Source organism: Nannocystis sp., from assembly GCF_016714285.1.
In the GTDB taxonomy this organism is placed as follows: Bacteria; Myxococcota_A; Polyangia; order Nannocystales; family Nannocystaceae; genus Nannocystis.
Genome location: NZ_JADJNN010000001.1, coordinates 828,622 through 849,192, shown reverse-complemented (window position 1 = coordinate 849,192; position 20,571 = coordinate 828,622). Strand labels below are relative to the sequence as shown.

18 protein-coding genes and 3 pseudogenes are annotated in these 20,571 nt (G+C 72.8%); 4 read left to right on the top strand and 17 right to left on the bottom strand.

Annotation, left to right across the window (positions count from 1 at the left end; translation table 11 throughout):
• Window positions 1-75 precede the first annotated feature (75 nt).
• Genes IPJ59_RS03445 through IPJ59_RS03435 form a run of 3 tightly spaced genes read right to left on the bottom strand, consistent with a single transcriptional unit; the run spans window position 76 to window position 2,746 of the window.
• On the bottom strand, window positions 76-1,086 hold the full coding sequence (locus IPJ59_RS03445; RefSeq protein ID WP_293269731.1) for a HEAT repeat domain-containing protein: 1,011 nt from the start codon (window positions 1,084-1,086) through the stop codon (window positions 76-78).
• A gap of 41 nt (window positions 1,087-1,127) precedes the next feature.
• Window positions 1,128-1,499, bottom strand: coding sequence for an Mpo1-like protein (locus IPJ59_RS03440; protein WP_293254963.1), 372 nt, complete (start codon window positions 1,497-1,499; stop codon window positions 1,128-1,130).
• A 17-nt stretch (window positions 1,500-1,516) separates the two neighbouring features.
• Window positions 1,517-2,746 carry a DNA polymerase III subunit gene (locus IPJ59_RS03435; protein ID WP_293269730.1) on the bottom strand — a complete coding sequence of 410 codons (1,230 nt, stop codon included), beginning with the start codon at window positions 2,744-2,746 and terminating at the stop codon, window positions 1,517-1,519.
• A 79-nt stretch (window positions 2,747-2,825) separates the two neighbouring features.
• Here IPJ59_RS03435 and IPJ59_RS03430 point away from each other — a divergent pair, with 79 nt between their 5' ends.
• Together IPJ59_RS03430 and IPJ59_RS03425 are read left to right on the top strand one after the other, a co-directional pair.
• The gene (locus tag IPJ59_RS03430; protein ID WP_293254957.1) at window positions 2,826-3,527 is read left to right on the top strand and encodes a PspA/IM30 family protein; all 702 of its coding nucleotides are present in this window, start codon (window positions 2,826-2,828) and stop codon (window positions 3,525-3,527) included.
• 175 nt (window positions 3,528-3,702) lie between these two features.
• The gene (locus IPJ59_RS03425) at window positions 3,703-5,313 is read left to right on the top strand and encodes a hypothetical protein (RefSeq protein ID WP_293269729.1); all 1,611 of its coding nucleotides are present in this window, start codon (window positions 3,703-3,705) and stop codon (window positions 5,311-5,313) included.
• On the opposite strand, the gene IPJ59_RS03420 is transcribed toward IPJ59_RS03425, so the two are convergent.
• The 4 genes and pseudogenes from IPJ59_RS03420 to IPJ59_RS03410 form a co-directional block, all read right to left on the bottom strand.
• Window positions 5,300-5,755, bottom strand: coding sequence for a hypothetical protein (locus IPJ59_RS03420; RefSeq protein WP_366524546.1), 456 nt, complete (start codon window positions 5,753-5,755; stop codon window positions 5,300-5,302). The genes IPJ59_RS03425 and IPJ59_RS03420 overlap by 14 nt on opposite strands.
• 3 nt (window positions 5,756-5,758) lie before the next feature.
• Window positions 5,759-5,851: pseudogene (locus IPJ59_RS37525) on the bottom strand (hypothetical protein); the annotation flags it as partial.
• A 65-nt stretch (window positions 5,852-5,916) separates the two neighbouring features.
• Window positions 5,917-6,825: pseudogene (locus IPJ59_RS03415) on the bottom strand (DUF4215 domain-containing protein); the annotation flags it as partial.
• A 119-nt stretch (window positions 6,826-6,944) separates the two neighbouring features.
• Window positions 6,945-9,044 (bottom strand): aldo/keto reductase, encoded by a 2,100-nt coding sequence (locus IPJ59_RS03410; RefSeq protein WP_293269725.1) that lies wholly within the window; start codon window positions 9,042-9,044, stop codon window positions 6,945-6,947.
• A 42-nt stretch (window positions 9,045-9,086) separates the two neighbouring features.
• Here IPJ59_RS03410 and IPJ59_RS03405 point away from each other — a divergent pair, with 42 nt between their 5' ends.
• On the top strand, window positions 9,087-10,226 hold the full coding sequence (locus tag IPJ59_RS03405) for a radical SAM protein (RefSeq protein WP_293269724.1): 1,140 nt from the start codon (window positions 9,087-9,089) through the stop codon (window positions 10,224-10,226).
• Between the two features lie 67 nt (window positions 10,227-10,293).
• Here IPJ59_RS03405 and IPJ59_RS03400 read toward each other — a convergent pair whose 3' ends face one another.
• The 10 genes and pseudogenes from IPJ59_RS03400 to IPJ59_RS03355 form a co-directional block, all read right to left on the bottom strand.
• Window positions 10,294-11,475 carry a cystathionine gamma-synthase gene (locus IPJ59_RS03400; protein WP_293269723.1) on the bottom strand — a complete coding sequence of 394 codons (1,182 nt, stop codon included), beginning with the start codon at window positions 11,473-11,475 and terminating at the stop codon, window positions 10,294-10,296.
• Between the two features lie 6 nt (window positions 11,476-11,481).
• Complete coding sequence (locus IPJ59_RS03395; protein WP_293269722.1) at window positions 11,482-12,867, bottom strand: cystathionine beta-synthase; 1,386 nt, start codon at window positions 12,865-12,867, stop codon at window positions 11,482-11,484.
• Between the two features lie 106 nt (window positions 12,868-12,973).
• Complete coding sequence (locus tag IPJ59_RS03390; protein WP_293269721.1) at window positions 12,974-13,714, bottom strand: hypothetical protein; 741 nt, start codon at window positions 13,712-13,714, stop codon at window positions 12,974-12,976.
• A 150-nt stretch (window positions 13,715-13,864) separates the two neighbouring features.
• Window positions 13,865-14,761, bottom strand: coding sequence for a UbiA-like polyprenyltransferase (locus IPJ59_RS03385; protein WP_293269720.1), 897 nt, complete (start codon window positions 14,759-14,761; stop codon window positions 13,865-13,867).
• 131 nt (window positions 14,762-14,892) lie between these two features.
• Complete coding sequence (locus IPJ59_RS03380; RefSeq protein ID WP_293269872.1) at window positions 14,893-15,288, bottom strand: LysR family transcriptional regulator substrate-binding protein; 396 nt, start codon at window positions 15,286-15,288, stop codon at window positions 14,893-14,895.
• Window positions 15,289-15,355: 67 nt separating this feature from the next.
• Window positions 15,356-15,853 (bottom strand): annotated as a pseudogene (locus IPJ59_RS37520) (LysR family transcriptional regulator); the annotation flags it as partial.
• Window positions 15,854-15,864: 11 nt separating this feature from the next.
• Window positions 15,865-16,284 (bottom strand): hypothetical protein, encoded by a 420-nt coding sequence (locus tag IPJ59_RS03370; protein WP_293269719.1) that lies wholly within the window; start codon window positions 16,282-16,284, stop codon window positions 15,865-15,867.
• Between the two features lie 131 nt (window positions 16,285-16,415).
• Window positions 16,416-17,279: a metallophosphoesterase family protein gene (locus tag IPJ59_RS03365; protein ID WP_293269718.1), complete on the bottom strand. Its 864-nt coding sequence runs from the start codon at window positions 17,277-17,279 to the stop codon at window positions 16,416-16,418.
• Complete coding sequence (locus IPJ59_RS03360; RefSeq protein ID WP_293254923.1) at window positions 17,276-17,923, bottom strand: hypothetical protein; 648 nt, start codon at window positions 17,921-17,923, stop codon at window positions 17,276-17,278. Before IPJ59_RS03360 ends, IPJ59_RS03365 begins: the two co-directional genes overlap by 4 nt.
• A 73-nt stretch (window positions 17,924-17,996) precedes the next feature.
• The gene (locus IPJ59_RS03355) at window positions 17,997-19,001 is read right to left on the bottom strand and encodes a hypothetical protein (protein ID WP_293269716.1); all 1,005 of its coding nucleotides are present in this window, start codon (window positions 18,999-19,001) and stop codon (window positions 17,997-17,999) included.
• Between the two features lie 56 nt (window positions 19,002-19,057).
• Between IPJ59_RS03355 and IPJ59_RS03350 the strand changes: the two genes are divergently transcribed.
• The gene (locus IPJ59_RS03350) at window positions 19,058-20,566 is read left to right on the top strand and encodes a serine/threonine-protein kinase (RefSeq protein WP_293269715.1); all 1,509 of its coding nucleotides are present in this window, start codon (window positions 19,058-19,060) and stop codon (window positions 20,564-20,566) included.
• Window positions 20,567-20,571: the final 5 nt, after the last annotated feature.

Genomic DNA, 20,571 nt, shown 5'->3' with positions numbered 1-20,571 from the left:
GAGGGCCAGGTGCGAGGTGCGAAGGGCCAGGTGCGAAGGGCCAGGTGCGAAGGGCCAGGTGCGAAGGGCCAGGTCTCAGCGGGCGTCGCGGGCGGCGAGCTGGGCGAGGCCGGCGCGGGCGTCGACGACGGCCTCGCGGACGCTGGCGAACAGCGAGCTGGCGAGGCGGGCGAGCACGGCCTCGCCCTCGCCGGGGGCCAGGCGGGCGAGGGCGTAGGCGGCCCGCACCCGCGTGAGGCCGGGGGTGAAGAAGCTGCGGGCCAGCTTGCGGACCGCCGGGAGGGCCGCGGGCGGGGCGAGCGGGCCGAGGGCGGCGAGGGCTTCGAGCGCGCGTCCGCGGTCCTCGGGGCGGGTCAGGGCGCGCAGCAGCTGCGGGCCGCCGCGAGGGTCGCGGGCGGCCGTCAGGGCCAGCGCCGCGGCGAAGGCGGTGGGCGTGTGGGGCTCGTCGCAGAGCGGGGCGAGCAGCTCGCAGGCGTGGGCTCCGGGCGGGTCGAGCTCGCCGATCGCGGTGACCAGGCCGCCACGGATCTGCGGCACGGTCTCGCGGGCGAGGGCGTCGACGAGGTCGGCCTCGGCCTCGGCGCCGGCGAGCGCGGCGAGGCCGGCGGCGCACTGGAAGCGCAGCTCGGGCTGGTCGGCGCGCAGACCCTGGCGCAGGCGGGCGAGCACGGCGTCGAAGCAGTCCTGCGGCCTGTCCCCGGAGACAGGCCTTGCGGCCTCGCCGAGCAGGGTCCAGGCGATCGCGGCGCACTCGCGCAGGTAGGCGGCGTCGGCGTCGTTGCGCGTGAACCACTCGTCGGGGATCGCGGCGAGCAGCTCGGGGGCGCCGATCTGGCCGAGGCCGGTGGCCGCGACGGCGCGGATCGCCAGGGCCGGGTCGCGCTCGATCGCCCGCAGCAGCGCGGCCAGGACCTCGGGGCCGCGATCGTGGCGGGTCGCGGCCTGCCACAGCGGCTCGCTGCGACCGAGGCGCTCGAGGTAGGCCGCGGCGAGGTGGGTGATCGCGAGGCTGCGGGCCTTGGCGTCGATGACGTCGGCGTCGCGCAGCGCGGCCTCGAGGGTGATCGGGAGCGAGGATGCCGACACGAGCGACGATCTACCACGCGAACACGGCGACCCGACGGCGGTCAGGAGGCGTCGCCACGGCGCAGCGGGGCGTCGGGGGCCGGGTGGGCGCTGCCGTAGAGGCGGGTCATCTCGCCCTCCATCTGCCCGCCGAGCTTGAGCGCGAGCATCTTGAGGTCGGCCATGAAGGACCACAGCGGGTACTTGAAGCTGGCCGGCTTGTTGCCCTCGACGAAGAAGTGGCCGACCCACGCGGGGCCGTAGCCGATCACCAGGCCGACCAGCATCAGGCCCCAGTACTGGTGGGTGATGATGTAGCCGAGCAGCGACAGGGCGCAGAAGGTGCCCACGTAGTGCATCCCTCGGTTGAGCGGGTGGCGATGCTCACCGAGGTAGAAGGGCCAAAATTCGCTGAAGCTGCGAGGCGGGCTCATGCTGGGCAGTATATCGGCTACGCGGGTCCGGGTCGGGTGAGCTCGAGCAAGGTCTGCTCCAGGGTGAGGCGCACGTTGCCCATGCGCTCGACCCGGGCCTCGAGCTGCTGCAGCGCGGCGATCGTGCGGACCAGCTGCGCAGGGGTCGCCGCGGTCGCTGCGGTGTGGGCCCCGGCGCTCACGCCGGGCAGGCCGGCGCGGCCCCGCATCTGTTCGCGGAGGTGCAAGATCCACAGCTCGGTGAGTCGGCGGACCGCGGCGCGCTGCAGGGCCGGGGCGTCCTTCGGCTTGCCTGGCTTGGCCTCGGCCTCGGGCTTCTTCGGCTTGCTCGCGGGCTTCGCCTTCTTGCCGGGCAGGACCGGCTCGGGGGCGGGCGGCTCGGGCTCGGGCGCGGGCTCGGCCTCACCGACGCCGACGGCCGCGTTCCAGGCGATCCACAGCGGGCTCAGGTCGCCGCCGAAGATCGCCCGCGGGCCCTGCTGCACGGCGGCGAGGGCCTGGCGCAGCAGCTCGAGGCAGCGCTCGAGGCTGGGGTCCGAGGCCAGCTCGAGGGCCACGCCGGCGCTGCCCTCGGCGAGCAGCACGGCCATGTCGCGGCGCTCGGCCGGGACCTCGGGGGCGCGCGTGGCGATGATGTCGCCGACGATGTCGTCGCCGAGGCGACCGATCCGGACCGGCAGGGCGCGGCTCAGGATCGTCGGCAACATGCCCTGCAAGTTGGTGGTCAGCAGCAGGAAGTGGATGCCGGGGCGCGGCTCCTCGATCGTCTTGAGCAGGGCATTGCCGGCGCCCTCGCCGAGCGCGTCGGCGGGATCGACGACGACGACGTAGGCGGGGCCCTCGTAGGGCGCGTGGGCCTGACGTACGTGACAGGCGCGGGCGCTGTCGACCGAGATCGTGCCGGCTTTGCCGTCGGGCAGCAGCCAGTCGACGTCCGGGTGGTTGCCGGCGAGCACGCGGCGACAGGTCGGGCACTCGCCGCAGCCCTGCGCCGGGCGCTGCGGGCACAGCAGGGCGCACGCGAGGCCGCGGGCGAAGGTGGCCTTGCCGACGCCGCGCGGGCCGACCAGCACCAGCGCGTGGTGCAGCTGGCCGCGCGCGAGGGCCCGGGCGAGCGCGAGCTGGGCCTCACGATGACCGCGGACCCCCGGGAAGCCGACGAAGGCGGCGCCGCCAATGCGATCGCCAGGCGGATCGCCAATCGGAATGCCAATCGGATCGCCAGAGCCGTGCGAGGGGGCGTTCACGCGGGCCGAGCTTAGGCGCGGGCGGGTGGAAGGGGCAAGCGCAGGGCTGTAGACTTGCGCCGGCCATGAGGGGCGCGACATGACGAACAAGCCGGGGCTGTTTAGCCGATTCAAGCAGGCCATCTCGAGCACGCTCAACGATGCGGTCGACGCGGTCACGGACCCGGGCCAGGAGATCGCGCTGATGCTCGACGACCTGGCGGACAACATCCGCAAGTCGGAGCTGGACCTGAAGCAGGCGATCGTCGACCAGAAGATGATGGAGCGCAAGCTCGAGCAACTGCGCAAGGACGACGCGGCGTGGGGCAAGCGGGCCGAGCAGGCGGTCAACCTCGGCGACGACACGCTGGCCCGCGCGGCGCTGCTGCGCAAGACGGAGCTGGCGGCCGAGGTCGCGGCGACCGACGAGGCGCTCGTGCAGCAGCGGGCCCTGGTTGAGGACGTGCGCGGCGGGATCGCCACGGCGAAGACCAAGCTCAAGGCGCTGAACCTGCGGCGCGGCAGCCTGATGGCCCAGGCCCGCGCGGCCAAGCAGAGCGGCGGCAGCTCGAACATCCCGGGCGAGGCCGGCGCGGGCGCCCGCATGGACGCGATCGAGGACAAGATCGCCAGGCTCGAGGCGCTCAACGAGGTCGCGGCGGAGGGCGCCGACAACCGCATCCAGGAGGCCGCCCTCGACGCCAAGCTGGCCCAGCTGGAGGCCAAGGACGGGGTCGACGACGCGCTCGAGCAGCTCAAGGCCAAGATGCGCGCCAAGGCGCTCGAGGAAGGCAAGAAGTAGCCCCGTGGACCCGGGCCAGGACGGCCGCGGACGGGTCGATGAGGCTGGCCTGGGGGACAGATCGGCTGGCCTGAAGGACAGGTCGGACGGGGCTGGCCCGGGGGACAGGTCGGCTGGCCCGGGGGACAGGTCGGACGGGGCTGGCCCGGACAGGTCGGCTGGCCCGGGGGACAGGTTGAGCGGGCCCGGGGATGGCCGCGGGGCGCGGCTGCTGCAGGGCGCGGGGCCGCTGCTCGGGCTGGCGGCGCTGCTGTTGTACGCGTTCCCGTACGCGGAGCGCACGCGCAACGCGAGCGAGCTGCCGCGGCTGCTGCAGGGGATGGCGATCGTCGACAGCGGGAGCTTTGCGATCGACGGGTTGGCGGGGCGCGGGCTGGCGGCGGGGCCGGACGTCGCGCGCGGGGTCGCGGGCGGGCTGTACCCGAACAAGCCGCCGGGGGCCGGGCTGGTGGCGGCGGCGGCGTACGTGGCGGCGCGGGCGAGCGCGGGCGAGGCGCTGACGCTGCGGCGCTACACCTGGTGGGGCCGGTTGCTCGCCGGGGTGCTGCCGACGCTGCTGCTGTGCGCCGCGCTGGCGCGGCGGCTGCGGGCGGCGTTCGGGGCTCACGCGGCCTGGCTCGGGCTCGGGCTCTACGCGCTGGCGACCCCCGCCTTCGCCTACGCGCACCTGCTCTACGGGCACCAGCTCACGGCGTGTCTGCTGACGATCGGCGCGCTGTGGGTGGTCGAGGGCGTACGCGGCGATCGCTGGCGGACGGCGGGCGCGGGCGGGCTGCTGTGCGGGGCGGCGCTCGCGGTCGAGTACAGCGCCGCGTTCGCGGGCCTGGCGATCGCGGGCTTCGTGCTGGCGTGGCTGCGACGCGGTCGCGGGCGGGCGGGCCTCGCCGCGAGCCTCGGGGCGGCGCTGCCGATCGGGCTGCTCGCCTGGTATCACGCGGCGGTCTACGGCGGGCCGCTGCGCACCGGCTACCACAACGCGGTCAACCCCGAGTTCGCGGCCAAGCACGGCGAGGGCTTCCTCGGGCTGGTGGCGCCGAGCTGGACCGGGGTGCACGCGCAGCTGCTGTCGAGCGAGGCCGGGCTGCTGTGGTGGGCGCCGCTCTCGCTGGCGGCGCTGGCTGGCCTGTGGGACATGTCCCGGGGGCCAGATGACACGGCGCTGCGCAGCCACGCGCGGGTGCAGCTGGCGATGTTCCTGCTGCTGCTCCTGACCTGCGTCAGCCTCAACTTCGAGGGCGGGTGGCGGGTCGGGCCGCGCTACCTGGTGGCGGTGATGCCGGCGCTGGCGCTCGGGCTCGCCGGGGCGGCGCGCTGGCTGACGCGAGCGCGGCCGCTGGCGTGGCTGCTGACGGCGGCGCTGCTGACCTGGTCGGCGATCATCAACGGGTTGGCGGCGTCGCTGTGGCCGCACTTCGATCTGACCAACATCCACCAGCCGGTGTCGGAGGTGCTGCTGCCGCTGTGGCGCGCCGGACGGACGCCGTACACGCTCGCGGGCGGGGTGACGCTGCCGATCGCGCTGGGCTTGTTGGGCTTGCTGTGGCTGCTGGCGCCGCGGGGGCGCGTGCGCGTGGCGGCGACGATCGTGGGGGTCGCCGCCGGGATCGGGATGGTGGCAGCGACGCGGCTGATCGCCCCGCACCCGCGGTCGGCGGCCAACCTGGCGTACATCGAGCGGGTGTGGGAGCCGCCGATCGCCGGTGGGACGGCCCCCAGCGTGCAGCTGGGGCCGGTGGCTTACCTCGTGGATCCGGAGCAGGCGCCGCCGCGCTCTACTCGCAGATGACCTCGAGGGTCTGGCTCGGGCCGTTGCAGGTCGCCGAGTTCATGCCGCCCCAGTTCGGGTTACCGCCGCCGATGCAGGGCCGCACGATCCAGCCGGGGTTGTCGCACGAGCACAGGGTGCCGTCCGCGTTGATCTCGAGGCCACCGCCGCAGTTGCCGGTGCGCCAGTTGTTGCCGTCGCACGCGAGCGGTCCGACCGCGGTCCCGTTCTTGAGCGCCTGGCACAGCGTCTGCGCGGTGGCCCCGTTGCAGACCCTGCCGACCATGTCGTTGCTGCCCCGCAGGGTGATCTTGGTGTAGGGACCCGCGCCGAGCGAGGCCCGGAAATTGTTCCACGGCGTGCACTGGCTCGCGCAGTCCTGGTTCAGGGTGCACTGCGCCGGCCCGAAGCTCTTCTTGAGGGTCGACTTGCACATGTTGTTGCACGAGTCGTTGTCGACCATGTTGCCGTCGTCGCAGTCCTCGACGCCCATCTGGACCTTGCCGTCGCCGCACTTGGCGGTCTTGCAGGTGTTGATGCAAGCGTCGGTCTCGACCATGTCCGCGCGCACCCGACGCCCATCTGGACCTTGCCGTCGCCGCACTTGGCGTTCTTGCAGGTGCCGAGGCACATGTCGGTGTCGACCATGTTGCCGTCGTCACACTCCTCGACGCCCATCTGGACCTTGGTGTCGCCGCACTTGGCGTTCTTGCAGGTGCCGAGGCACATGTCGGTGTCGACCATGTTGCCGTCGTCGCACTCCTCGACGCCCATCTGGACCTTGGTGTCGCCGCACTTGGCGTTCTTGCAGGTGCCGAGGCACATGTCGGTGTCGACCATGTTGCCGTCGTCGCACTCCTCGACGCCCTCCTGGACCGCATTGTCGCCGCACTTCGCGTTGAGGCAGGTGGCGAGGCAGGCGTCGGTGTCGACCATGTTGCCGTCGTCGCACTCCTCCGGCGCCTGGATGATGCTGTCGCCGCAGGCGGGCGTCGTGCACAGGTTCGTGCACGCGTCGTCATCGACCTGGTTGCCGTCGTCGCACATCTCGCCGGGCCCGACCAGCGCGTCGCCGCAGACCGCGGTCTTGCACATCGTCGTGCACATCTGGTCGTCGCCGTTGTTCGGCCCGTCGTCGCACTCCTCGGCCCCCTGGATCACGCCGTCGCCGCAGCTCTCGAGCACGCAGGCCGCGCTGCAGCCGTCGCCGTCCGCGACGTTGCCGTCGTCGCAGGCCTCGCCGTCCTCCAGCACATTGTTGCCGCACACCGGGTCCGATGGGCCGGTCGACGCGGTCGTGACGTCGGTCGTCGACGCGGTCGTGACGTCGGTCGTCGGCGCGGTCGTGACGTCGGTGGTCGGCGTGTCCGTGGTCGGCGTGTCGGTGGTCGGCGCGTCGCTCGTGGACGAGTTGGCCGTCGTCAAGACATCCGTGGTCGACCCGGGGCCCGATGTCGTCAGCCCCGTCGTGGTCGTGTTCGAATCGTCGCCGCAACCCGTCAGGAGCAGCAACAGCGCGCCTGACACCCTCATCCATCCCATTTTCATCGTCATGTCGCGATGGGACAGCATGTCGCCGGATGGCACAAGCCACGCCCTTGCGGACGCGAATCCACGAGTGCGTACGGGCGCTGCGGATCGGCGGCGCTCGCTCAGGGTCGGCAGACGTCGATGTGGGGCTGCAGTGCTCGCCACACGCGGGTCTGCGAGAGGAGGCCGAGGGCCTGTGCGGCGCCGCGGATCTGCGCCGGGCTGCGGGCGCCGACGACCGCGACGCTGATGCCCGGCTGACGCAGCACCCACGCGACTGCCAGCGCGGCGGGCTCAACCTGCAGGCGGGTGGCGACGGTGGAGAGGGCCTGGCTGAGCCGGTGCAGGCGGGTCCAGCTCGGCTCGCGGAAGCGTGGGTCGTGGGCGCGGAGGTCGGTGCCCGGGAAGCTCGGCGGGCTGCGGGTGTGGGCGCCCGCGAGGAGGCCGCGGCACAGGGTCTCGTAGGCGAGCACGCCGAGGCGCTGGACCGGCTGGCCCTCGGGACCTGTCCCGAGGACCATGTCACGGAGGCCATGTTCGAACTCGCGGCGGACCATCGAGTAGGGGGTCTGGAGGCTGACGAGGCCGATGTCGTGGGCGAGCGCGGCGCGCAGGCCGGCGGGGTTGTAGTTGCAGAGGCCGACGTGGCGCAGCTTGCCGGCGGCGCGCAGCTCTGCGAGCGCGTCGAGGCTGGCGGCCAGCGGGGTGCCGCGCTCGCAGGGCCAGTGGATCTGCAGCAGGGGGAGGACGTCGAGGCCCAGGCGGCGCAGGCTGGCCTCGACGTCGGCGACCAGGTTGGCGGGCGAGAGGTCGCTGTGGGCGTGGCCGCTGGCGTCCTTGCGCGCGCCGACCTTGGTGGCGATCACGAGGTCGTGACGGCGCGCGCCGAGGGCCCGCGCGAGGCGCTGATCGGCGCGGCCGTCGGCGTAGAGCGGGGCGGTGTCGAACCAGTTGATGCCGAGCTCGATCGCGGCGGCGACGGTGTCGGCGGCCGCGGCCTCGCCGGGGTCCGGGCCCCAGCCCTCGCCGCCGAGGGTCCAGCAGCCGAGCCCGAGCGCGGACAGCTGGAGATCGCTGTTCGGGAGGGTGCGGTACTTCATCGCCGGCGGGTCGGCGGAGCGGGCTGGCCCGGAGGACAGGTGCGGGGCGGCTGGCCCGAGAGACAGGCCGGATGACCCAGAGGACAGGTCCGCGCTCGCGCGCGGGGCGGCTGGCCCGAGAGACAGGCCCGGGACGGGGATGAATTCGGCGGTGCCGTGGAATTCGGCGTACTTGCTGAAGATGCCGTTGCAGCGCGGGCGGAAGCGGCAGGCGGCGCAGGCGGGCGGGTGGAATTTGTCGCTGCGCTTGTCGGCGTACTTGTCCCACGGCTGGGACAGGTGCTCGCCGTCGGCCGCGACCGTGAGGGTGGACTCGCCGTCGTGGTGGATCTGTGCGGCGCGCTCGGGCATCACGCAGAAGGGGAGGTTGCCGACGTTGATGTCGAAGTCGGGGCCCTGCTCGCGATCGAAGCGGTCCAGCATGGCGCGGAAGAACGGGGCCTGGTCGCTGTAGCGGGGCATCATGGCGCGCAGCTCGGCGTCGCTGCGCTGGCCGGCGTCGCGGGGGCGGACCTGGTCGAGGTGGAGCTGGCGGATGTCGTGCTCGCGGACCAGGTCGACGTAGCCGGGCAGCGAGCGGTAGCTGCGGGTGTTGATGCAGGCGTTGGCGGTGAGGTGCTGGCCGCGGTCTCGCAGGTGGCGCAGGCCGGCGACGAGGCGCTGGAAGGAGCCGGGCTTCTCCGTGACGTGATCGTGGCTGGCCTCGTCGCCGCCCTGGATCGAGAAGCGCCACTCGAAGCCGGTGAAGCTGCGCGCGGCCCCGAGAGCGAGGATCTCGTCGATGTAGCCGGCGCGGGCCGTCTTGACGCCGTTGGTGAACAGCACGATCGCGGTGAAGCCGAGGTCGATCGCGCGGGCGATCGCGGGGAGCAGGCTGGCTTGCAGGGTCGGCTCGCCGCCGAGGAAGGTGACCTTGCGAGCGCCGCGGGCGGCGGCCTGCGCGAGCGCGGCGAGGGCCAGGCCGGCGGGCAGCGGGCGGGCGAGGCCCTGGGCGGTGAGCTGGCCGCTGACGCAGAAGACGCAGCGGTTGTTGCAGGCGTGGCCGAGCTGGATCTCGACCTGCGCGGCGGGGCCGGGCGCGGGCAGGACCGGGAGGCGGCGCCCTGCGGGCACGGGGGGCATGCCGGGCCAGGATAGCCGGTCCCAGTGTACGCTGGCGAGCGGATGGCGAACCTCGGGTACATCCAGGTGGTGCGGCACTGCAACCACTTCTGCGGGTTCTGTTCGAACCCGACGACGCCGTACACGCACACCTTTGCGTCGATGAAGCTGCTGGTCGACGACTTCGTGCGGCGCGGCTACTTCGGGGTGATCCTGACCGGCGGCGAGCCGACCCTGCACCCGGAGCTGCCGGAGATCGCGGGCTACGCGGCGGCGCAGGGGCTGCACGTCCGCATGATCACCAACGGGACGCGGCTGGCCGACCCGGAGTTCGCGCGGGCGCTGGCGGAGGCGGGGCTGAAGCTCGTGCACGTGTCGGTGTACTCGGTGCGGCCGGAGGTCGAGGCGCGGCTGCGCGGGCACGCGGGCACGCTCGAGCGGGCCTTCGCGGCGATCGACAACGCGGCCCGCTTCGGGGTGGAGGTCAACGTCAACTGCGTGATCAACCGGCTCAACGCCGATCACCTCGACGCCAACATCCGCCACTTCATGGCCCACCACCCGCAGGTGCGGCACTTCGTGTGGAACAACCTCGATCCGTCGATGGGGCGGGCCGAGGTCAACCAGGAGCAGTTCACGCCGCGCCTGGCCGACTTCGAGACCTCGCTGCTGCGGGCGATGCGGCTGCTGCACGCGAGCGGGCGCAGCTTCCGGGTCGAGAAGGTGCCGCTCTGTTATCTCGGCGAGTTCGGCTGGGCGAGCACCGAGACGCGCAAGATCGTGAAAGCGGAGGAGCGCATCGTGCACTTCCTCGACGCCAAGCAGTCGGTGCGGCAGACCGAGTGGGGGCACCGCTACGCGGACGGCTGCTCGCAGTGCACGCTGCGGCCGATCTGCGGCGGGCTCTTCGATCGCGGGGACGCCTACGATCCGGCCGAGCTGGCGCCGCAGTTCGTCGATCCGGAGCCGGTGGTGCGGGCGATCCTCGAGGACCCGCGCGACCCGAGCTTCACGCGGGTGTCGCTGGCGCAGTGGCGGGCTGCTCTTTCGGACAGGTCGAAGGCGGCCGGGGCGGACGCGGAGTTGCCCGCGGTCGGGGCGCGCAGCCCCGAGGGCGAGCGGCTGTACGCGGCGCGGCGGCGGGCGGAGGGCCGCAAGGCGGCGGCGCTCGGGGTGGCGATGGAGCCGGAGGAGCCGGAGTGAGGCTGGCGCAGCGGCTCGCGGCGTGAGCGACGGCTCCGCGGCCTGACGATGGCGACGGAGCCGACGCTCACACGGCCCGGAAGGCGCGCTCGAGGTCGGCGATCAGATCGTCGATGTGCTCGACGCCGACGCTGACGCGGATGAAGCCGTCGGCGATGCCGAGCTTCTCGCGGTTCTCCTTCGGCACCGAGGCGTGGGTCATGATCGCGGGGTGCTCGATGAGGCTCTCGACGCCGCCCAGGCTCTCGGCGAGGGTGAAGACGCGGACGGCGGAGAGGAAGCGGCGGGCCGCGTCGAGGTCGCCGCGCAGGTAGAAGGAGATCATGCCGCCGAAGCCGGTCATCTGGCGGCGGGCCAGGTCGTGCTGCGGGTGGCTGGCGAGGCCGGGGTAGATGACGCGCTCGACCTTGGGGTGCTCGGCGAGGAACTGGGCCACGCGGGCGGCGTTGGCCTGGTGGCGTTCGATCCGCAGGGGGAGGGTCTTGAGGCCGCGGAGGGTGAGGTAGCAGTCCTGCGGCCCGGGCACCGCGCCGACGGCGTTCTGCAGGAAGGCGAGGCGCTCGTGCAGGCCGAGGTCGCGGCCGACGATGACGCCGCCGACGACGTCGGAGTGGCCGCCGATGTACTTGGTGGTGCTGTGGACCACGAGGTCGGCGCCGAGGTCGAGCGGGCGCTGGGAGATCGGGGACATGAAGGTGTTGTCGACGGCGAGCAGGATGTCGCGGCCGCGCAGGGCGTCGGCGATGGCCCGGATGTCGCCGAGCTTGAGCATCGGGTTGGTGGGGGTCTCGATCCAGACCAGGCGGGTCTCGGGGCGGATCGCGGCCGCGACGGCGCCGGGGCGGGTCACGTCGACGTAGCTGAAGCTGTGGCCGCGGCGGCGCATCACCTTGTCGAACAGGCGGAAGGTGCCGCCGTACATGTCGTCGCCGGCGACGACATGATCGCCGGCGCTGAGCAGCTGCATCACGGTGGTGGTGGCGGCCATGCCCGATCCGAACGCCAGACCGAAGCGGCCGCCCTCGAGGGCCGCGACGGCGCGCTCGAGCGCGTAGCGGGTCGGGTTGTGGGTGCGGCTGTATTCGAAGCCGGTGTGCTCGCCGGGGCCCTTCTGGGCGTAGGTGGAGCTCTGCGAGATCGGCGGCATGACGGCGCCGGTGATCGGCTCCGGGTGCTGGCCGCCGTGGATGGCGAGGGTCTCCGGGCGGCTGCTCGGGGCGTGGTCGGTCGAGGGGTCGTAGATCGCCATGGGGGTCTATTGCTGGGAGGCGAGGTAGTCGATCAGGTCGATCTTGCTGAGCAGGCCGAGCAGGCGGTCGCCTTCGGTGACGAGCACGACCTTGGCGTCGTTGAAGATGCTCTTGAGCAGCTGGATGCGGGTGTGCGGCGAGACGGTGGCGTAGTCGCTGTTGATGAGGTCGCTGAGCGGCTCGCCGAGGCGGCCCTCGTTTTGGACGAGATAATTGAGCAGGTCGAGCTCGCTGACGATGCCGCAGTGGCGCTGGTGCTCGTCGAGGATCGGGAGCTGGCTGATGTTGTGCTCCTTGAGGATCTGGATCGCCTCGCGCACGGTGGTGGTGGCGGTGGCGGTGATGACCCGGCCGGGCTTGCGGCGCAGGATGTGGGCGACGGTGCCGCCGACGGAGTCCTCGTCGAAGAAGCCGTTGCTGCGCATCCACTCGTCGTTGAAGATCTTGCTGAGGTACTTCTGGGCGCCGTCGGGGAGCAGCACCAGCAGGCGCTTGGGCTGCTTGAGGGTGCGCGCGTACTTGATGGCGCCGACGACGGCCGCGCCGCAGGAGCCGCCGGCGAAGATGCCCTCGCGGCGGACCAGGTCGCGGGTCATGACGAAGCACTCGCGGTCGTCGACCTGGACGATGTCGTCGAGGATGTTGAGGTTCATCGTCGACGGCAGGAAGTCCTCGCCGATGCCCTCGACGTAGTAGCTGAAGGGCTTGGTGAGGCGGCCGGTCTTGATGTACTCGTAGTAGAGCGAGCCGATCGGATCGACGCCGACGATCTTGACGTTGGGGTTTCGCTCCTTGAAGTAGCGGCCGCAGCCCGACAGCGTGCCGCCGGTGCCCATGCCGGAGACGAAGACGTCGAACTCGCCGCCGGTCTGGTCCCAGATCTCGGGGGCGGTGCTGACGTAGTGGGCCTCGGGGTTGGCGGGGTTGTGGTACTGGTTCGAATAGAAGGCGCCGGGGGTCTCCTCGACGATGCGGCGCGACACGGAGTAGTAGCTGCGCGGGTCGCTGGGCTCGACGGCGGTCGGGCAGATGACGACCTTGGCCCCGTAGGCGCGCAGGGTGTCGATCTTCTCGCGGGCCATCTTGTCGGGCATGACGAAGATGCACTTGTAGCCGCGGGTGGCGGCGACCATGGCCAGGCCGGCGCCGGTGTTGCCGCTGGTGGCCTCGACGATCGTGCCGCCGGGCTGCAGCATGCCGCGCTCCTCGGCGTCGCGGATGATGTTGAGGCCGACGCGGTCCTTCATCGAGCCGGCGGGGTTTAGCAGCTCGAGCTTGACGTAGATCTCGGACTCGAGGCCCTCGGTGACGTGATTCAGGCGGACGATCGGCGTGTTGCCGATCGCGGCGACGATGTCGGATTTGGCGCCCTTCATCAGCGGCTTCTGCATGGCCGGGATGCTAGAGGCTTTGCCGCCGCGCGGGAAGCGGAGCGTGGGCGCAGAAGCGTTCGAAACGGCCGTGGAATGTCGATTGGCGGCGGTTTGCCGGCGCGGGCTAGCGACCTTGCTCACGCGCCCTGGCCTCAGCTCGGTCACGCTTGCGGCGACCGCCGAGGACGAAGAACCAGCTGGCGCTGAGCGTGACCATGAAGCTCCAGCGCTTGTCCTCGATGTTGAGGTGCTTGAGGTGGTAGTGCAGGCCGCCGACGCGGGCGGCGAAGTTGAGGGCGCCGCGGTCGACGCGGGTGGTGAGCGAGACCTCGGCGGCGATGGCCTGGCTCGGGGTGCCCTTCTTGCCGTTCTCCAGCGGGGTGATGCCGAGGAAGACCGGCTGGGTCGGGCCGCCGTGGCCGTTGGTGGCGCCGATGACCCGCGGGAACGGGACCAGCAGGCTGTAGCCGACGGCGACGCCGAGCAGCGCGCCCTGGTAGCCGACGAACAGGCTCGGCTGGATCGCCGCGGGCATGGCGTTGCGGCTGTTGGCGACGTTGCCTCCGATCGCGAGGCTCGGGCGGATCATGACGTACTTGAAGACCTGCGCCTGGTAGGCGAGGTCGAGCATGAGGGTCGCGTAGTAGAAGCGGGTGGTCTTGCCGTCGCGGCCGAGCGCGGCGGTGGTGCGCAGGGCGTCGCTGAGGAGGCCGAGGCGCAGGCGGTGGCGCGGCGGCGGCTGGCGCTTGCGCGGGTCGCTGAGGCCGTCCTCGGCGAGCTCGGCGGTGGTGGGGCGGCGGGCGGCGGCGACCTGCGGGGCGGCGAGCTGCGCGAGCGCGAGGGCGGCGATGAGGACGCGGCGCACGCCCGCAGCATCGACAAGCGGGGCGCGCCTGTCAAATGCTGATGGCTTTGTTGCGGCGCGGTGGCGATCCTCCGCGGGCGTCGCTGACGATGGCTCCGGTGAGCGCCGTGCCTGCGTCCTTGTGGGCCGCGGCCCCGCCACCGCTGCAGCCTACAGCCACAGGTCGAGGCCGACGCAGGCGAGGTAGGCGAGGCTGACGTAGCCGTTCAGGTCGAAGAAGGCGCGGTCGATGCGGGACAGGTCCGTGGGGCGGACGATCGCGTGCTCGTAGACGAGGATCGCGGCGATGAGGGCGAGGCCGAGGCCGTGCCAGGCGCCGAGGCCGGCGTGGACGTGGACGACGGCGAGGGCGGCGACGGTGACGAGGTGGAGCAGGCCGCTGAGGAGCAGCGCGCCGCGGACCCCGAAGCGCACGGGGATCGAGTGGAGGCCGCGGGCGCGGTCGAAGGGCTCGTCCTGGAGGCTGTAGAGGACGTCGAAGCCGGCGACCCAGCAGGCGACCGCGAGCATCAGCCACAGGGGAGTGGTCAGGTCGCTGAGGCTGCCGGTGATCGCGACCCAGGCGCCGCCGGGGGCGAGCGCGAGGGCGAGGCCGAGGACCAGGTGGGCCGACCAGCTGAAGCGCTTGAACAGGCTGTAGCCGAGGATGATCAGCAGGCAGATCGGCGACAGGTACAAAGGGACAGGTCCCAAAGACCAGGCGGCGAACACGAAGGCGAGCGCGGAGAGGGCGGTGAGGGCCCAGGCGGCGGGCAGCGAGAGCAGGCCCGCGGGCAACTCGCGGCCGGCGGTGCGCGGGTTGTCGGCGTCGATGCGGCGATCGACGATGCGGTTGAAGCCCATCGCGGCCGTGCGGGCGCCGGTGAAGGCGAGCAGGATCAGGCCGAGGCGGGCGAGGGTGAGGCCCTCACCGCCGTGGGCGAGGGCGCTGCGGTGGGCGAGGCCGGCGGCCGCGAGCGCGAAGGGCAGGCCGAACACGGTGTGGCTGAGGCGCACGAGGCTGGCGAGGCGCTGGAGCGTGCGCAGCGGCGAGGACGGGGCGGTCACGGCGAGCGGAGGATACACCGGGGCGGCGCGGCGACGGGCGGGCGCGACGGGCTGTCGCTGGGGTGGGCGCTGTCACGATGCGCCGGGCCGGGCTGTCGCAACGCGGCGGGGCGGTTGCTCCGGCGAGGCGGTCAGCGCGGGCGGGGGCGCAGGCCGATGTCGGGCATGGCGCGGCTGGTGCTGGCGATCGCGTCCTTGAGGAAGGCGGCGGCGCGGGTCTTCGGCAGGTCGGCGCGGTAGACGAGGACGATCTCGTCGGGGACGATCGGGAGCCGCGGGTGGAGGCGACGCAGCGCGCCCTCGTGGCCGTAGGCGGCGATCCGGCGCGGCAGGATCGCGACCCCGACGCCGGCGAGGGCGAGGCTCTTGACCAGCTCGAAGTCGCCGCAGGAGAGCAGACGTTGGGGCACGGCGCCGCGCTCGGCGAGCTGCTCGAGCAGCTCGCCGCACTGCTGGACGCGACCGGCGAAGATGAGGGGCCGGTGTTGAGGATCTCGATCGCGGCGGTGAACTCGTGGGTGGCGCAGCTCTCGGGGCGTAGATGGCGGCGCCGGAGGGGGCAGCCGGGGCGTTCGCGGGGGCGCGGACGAAGAAGTCGACGGCGTCGGCGAACAGCGGGACCATCACGAGGTCGGGGTGCGGGTGCGGGTTGACGACGAGGCCGAGGTGGACCTCGCGCTCGAGGACGGCGGCGAGCACCTCGGCCGAGGGGGCGTTGCGCAGGCTGAGGGCGATCTTCGGGGCGTCCTTCAAGACCACGGGGAGCAGGCGCGGCAGGAAGTAGGCGCCGAGCGACTCGTGGCAGCCGAGCACGAAGTGGCCGACGAGGTCGTGCTCGAGGCCGGCGATGCCGGCGGCGGCGCGGTCGAGCAGGGCGAAGATCTCGTCGGCGTGGCGCAGCAGCTCGCTGCCAGCGGCGGTGAGCGAGGCGCCGCCGCGGTGGCGCTGCAGCAGGGTGGCGCCGAGCTCCTCCTCGAGCTGACGGACGGCGGCCGAGAGGGTGGGTTGACGGAGGCCGAGGGCGCGGGCGGCCGCGGTCATGCTGCCGAGGCGGGCGATCTCGCGGAAGTAGCGGAGTTGTGCGAGCTCCACGGGGCCTCGTTTCAGTTGTTGTCCTCGACCAGGCGCAGGCGCGGGCGGCGGTCCTGCATGAGCTCGCAGAAGCGGCGGACGGCGCCCTGGAGGGCCCGGAGGGCGCGATCGAAGACGCGGGGTAGATCGTCCGGGGCGGCGAGGAACATCTCGGCGGCGGCCTGGGTGTCGTCGCCGAGGACGTAGACCTTGGCGACCTTGATCTCGGCGGTGACCTCGGCCGCGGCGAGCAGGGCCCGCTGGTGCTCGAGGGGTCCGTCGATGCTCCAGAAATTGGGGAACAGCAGGCGGAAGTAGATCGGGTCGTCGTCGTCGACCATCAGGTAGTAACAGCGGCCCTCGCACTTGAAGAGGACATCGCCGGTCTCGTCGATGGTCGGCCGATAGCCCTCGCGCTCGAGGAACTCGACGTAGATCGCTGCGAGCGACATGGTGGCAGGATACGCCCGCGTCGCGGCGGGCCGCAACGCGGGCGCCGGCCCTACATCGGCGCCGGGCTCGGGCTCAGTGCGGGCGCGCGCCGACGTGGCGCGGGAGCGAGGCCTCGCGGTTCCCGACGGGCTCAGTCCGTGCGCGCGCCGACGTGGCGCGGGAGCGAGGGCTCGCCGGGCGCGGGCTCGGGGAGGATCGTGCGCAGGTGGAGGTCGATGCCGAGGTCCTGACGCCAGTGGCGGGGGTATCCGAGCGAGACCTCCTCGAAGCGCACGCCGTCGATCCAGTCGGTGCGGCGGGTGTGAAGATGACCGCTGACGACGACGCGCGCGCGGTAGCGGAGGTGCCAGTCGTGGGTGGCCCGGGTCCCGCACCACAGCGAGTAGCGCGGGATGTTCGGGAGGTAGATCAGGTCCTCGCGCAGGGGCCAGTGGTTGATGAGGATCGTCGGCAGATCGGGCGCGGCGGCGAGGCGGGCGGCCGTGCTGGCGAGGCGAGCGGCGCACCAGGCCGGGAGTGAGGCGTGCGGGGCGGGCTCGAGGCGAAACTCGTCGGAGGCGACGACGCCGGCCTCGGCGGCCCAGCGCACGGCCTCGGCCTCGGTGATGTCGGCGGGGCGCATGCTGTAGTCGTAGAGCAGGAACAGCGGGGCGATGAGGTGCGGGCCGCCCTCGCCGGGCCACACGGGGTAGGGGTCCTCGGGGGTGAGCACGCCGTGCTCGCGGCAGACCGCGACGAGGTGGTTGTACTTGGCCTCGCCGCTCTGCAGCTCGCCGCGCTCGCGCGAGGTCCACAGCTCGTGGTTGCCGGGGACCCACACGAGCTGGCGGAAGCGCGGGCCGAGGACGGCGAAGACGTGGCGGAGGTGGTCGCCGGTCTCGCCGAGGTCGCCGCCGAGGATGAGCCAGTCGTCCGGGCGCGGGGCGATGCTGGCCAGGGCCTCGCGGTTGACGGCGAAGCCGACGTGCAGGTCGCTCAGGGCCAGCAGCCTCACGGGTCCCCGGGCAGCGCGGCGATGACGAGGTTGTCGAAGCTGACGCGCGCCTCCCAGCCGCCGAAGGCGAAGTGCTGCTGGCCGGGGCCGACCAGCGGGTCGGGGTCGTCGTAGCGGAGCAGCTCCTGGCCGTCGAGCTCCCAGGTGAGCAGGCCGTCCTTGCGGGTGAGGACGACGTGGTAGCGGCGGCCGGCCTCGACCTTGGGGGCGCTGGCGCTGCGCTTGTCGGGGCCGTGCTCGTCGCGGCGGACCAGGGCGTTGCTGCTGTTGTTCCAGCCGCCGAAGATCATCACGTAGCCGGTGGCCTTGTAGCTGGCGGCGCGGGCGTAGGACTTGCCGTCGCCGGCGAGCTCGACCTTGATGTCGCCCTCGTCGCTGTGGGCGACGGCGTCGAACTCGACGCGCAGGTTCTCCGGCAGCGGGAGCGTGAGCCACAGCGGGTGGTTGTGGAGGTTCTCGACGACGAGGGCGCCGTCGAGCACGGCGGCGCCGGGGCCGGTGGCGTGCCAGGCGGGGCCGAGAGCGCCGGCCGAGAAGTCGTCGCTAAACAGCAGCTCCGCGTTGCCGGCGCTGCTGTAGCTGCGCGGGACCTCGGTGAAGAGCTCGCAGGCGGCGAGCACGGGGAGCAGCAGGGCGGCGCGCATCGGGCGGGCAAGGTGCGGGTGGCCGCTGCCGCCCGGCGCAGCTGGGGCAGGTGTAGCTGCAGGCGTGCGAGCTTCAGAAGCGGCCGCTGAGGATCAGGCCGGCGGCTTGCGGGGTGAGGGCCGGCGAGATCGCGAGCTTGCCGCGCTGCCGCGGGGCGCGGGAGAACACGACGGCGCCGACGACGAGGCCGGCGACGCCGAGGGCCATGAGGCCGCCGCCGAGGCCGCCCGCGAGCAGGTTGGCGCGTTGACCATTGCGCACGGTGATGGCGACGCTGTCGGCGAGGGCGATGCATGCGGCGCTCTGCGAGGCGGCGCCGCTGCAGTCGCGGGCGGCGGCGTCGGCGAGCAGCTTGTCCTGCTGCTGCTGGAAGCTCTGGCCCTTGAGGGCGAAGGCGACGGTGGTGGCGACGCCGCCGGCGAGGGCGAGGCCGCCGAAGGTCATGATCGAGGCGCCGGCGCGGCGAGTCGCCCCACTGCGATCGATCACCGGCGTGGGCTCGCAGCGGTCCTGCGGGTCGACCGGGGGGGGCTCGCTGGGCTTCGCGGCGGGCTTCGGGGCGGCGGGCTTCGGGGCGGCGAGGCTAGCGAGGGTGGCGTCGAGCTGAGCGATGAGGCGGGGGACGTTGTCGGCCTGCTGCAGGGTCGGGTCCTTGGCGAGCTCCTGGGCGTAGTTGGTGAGCACGGCGCGGGCGCGTCGGAGGTCCTCGGGGTCCTGGGTGAGCTCGTAGCGGCGCATGGTCGCGAGGCCGACGTTGTAGAGGAGGGCGGGCAGGCCGGAGCGGGCGTAGGCGGCCTCGAAGAGCTGGGTGGCGCGGCGAAAGTCGCCGAGCCAGTAGGCCTGCTCGCCGGCGTTGTAGAGGGCCTCGGCGTCGTTGGGGTCGGGGTCGGCCACGGGGGCGCCGACGGTCGTGCCAACCGTGCCGCGAGGCGGGGTGCTGACGGGAGGCGTGCCGACCTCGAGGGGGTCGGCCTCGCGGGTGACCGGCGGCGCGACGGCGGTGGTGGCCCGCGCGGACGGGACCGGCCAGGCCAGGATCACGATGAGGAGGGGCGCCACGGCGCTTCGCAGGGCCATCGTCGGCGAGACTATCACAGCGTCGGCGAGGCTGCGTTACACTGCCGCGAGCGCGCATGGACCCGCAGCCATCGGAGGACGACGCCAGCACCGGCCGCTTCGGTGGCGACGAGGAGACGGGCGAGTACACGCCGCCCGAGCCCGAGGATCTGTCGGGGCGCGTGCTGTCGGGCCGCTACCGGCTGCTGCGCAAGCTCGGGGTCGGCGGGATGGCGGTGGTGTACCTCGCGGAGCAGGTGACCATCGGCAAGCAGTTCGCGATCAAGGTGATGCACAGCGCGCAGCTGCAGCAGCCGGACGCGGCGGACCGGTTCCTGCGCGAGGCCCGGGCGGTGTCGAAGATCCGGCACGAGCACGTGATCGAGGTCGTCGACTTCGGTCAGATCGCGGAGGGGCCGTACATGGTGATGGAGCTGCTGGTCGGCGAGGACCTGTGCAGCCGGCTCGGGCGCGAGCGGAGGATCGCGTGGCCGCGGGCGCAGCGGATCGGGCTGCAGATCTGCGGGGCGCTGGGGGTCGCGCACGCGGCCGGGGTCGTGCATCGCGACCTGAAGCCGGAGAACTGCTTCCTCATCGCGCGGGGCGGCGACAGCGACTTCGTGAAGGTGCTGGACTTCGGCATCGCCAAGGTGCGCAGCAAGTCGGTCGGCGGGCGGGCGCTCACCGAGCTGGGGATGGTGTTCGGGACGCCGGCCTATATGTCGCCGGAGCAGGCGGACGGGCTCGAGGTCGACGCGCGCAGCGACGTGTACGCGCTCGGGGTGGTGCTGTTCGAGATGCTCGCCGGGCGGCCGCCCTTCGTGGCGGACTCGCCGATGGGCTTCCTGAAGCAGCACATGTTCAGCGCCCCGCCGTCGCCGCGGAGCGTGGCGCCGGACGCCGGGATCCCGAGCGAGGCCGAGGCGGTGGTGCTCAAGGCGCTGCAGAAGGACCCGACGCTGCGCTTCCAGACGATGGACGAGATGGCCGGGGCGATCGCGGCGGTGGGCACGGGGGCCGCGGCGGTGGAGGTGGTGGCGGAGGCGATCGAGGCGCCGAACTTCGCCGGGCGACACATGGCCTTCGCGGACACGCGTGCGCCGCGGATCCCGGTGTGGTGGCTGGCGGGCGGCGGGGTGGCGCTGGTGATCGTGGTCGCGGTGGTAGCGAGCCTGTGGGGCGGCGAGGAGGTGCCAGCGACGACGGCCGTGGTCGCGCCGGTTCCTGCACCCGCGCCGGCGCCCGAACCCGTGCCGACGCCGGTGCTGCCGGCGACGGTGACGATCCGCTTCAGCGTGACCCCGGAGGCGCGGGTCATCGATCGCCGCGATGGCCAGCCGATCGGCCGCACCGGCGAGGCGGCCGGGCTGTCGCTGCCGCGCTCGCAGCAGCCCCGCGAGCTGCTGCTGGTCGCGGAGGGCTATGAGGAGGAGGCGCTGGTGATCACGCCGAACAGCGATCAGAGCGTCGAGCGCGTGCTCCGGCGCAAGAAGAAGCGGACGGGCAAGCCGGCGGGCAAGGGCGACGGGGTGTCGCTCGAGCCGGTCAACCCGTTCAAGAAGGGGAAGGGCAAGCAGGGCGCGTGAGTGAC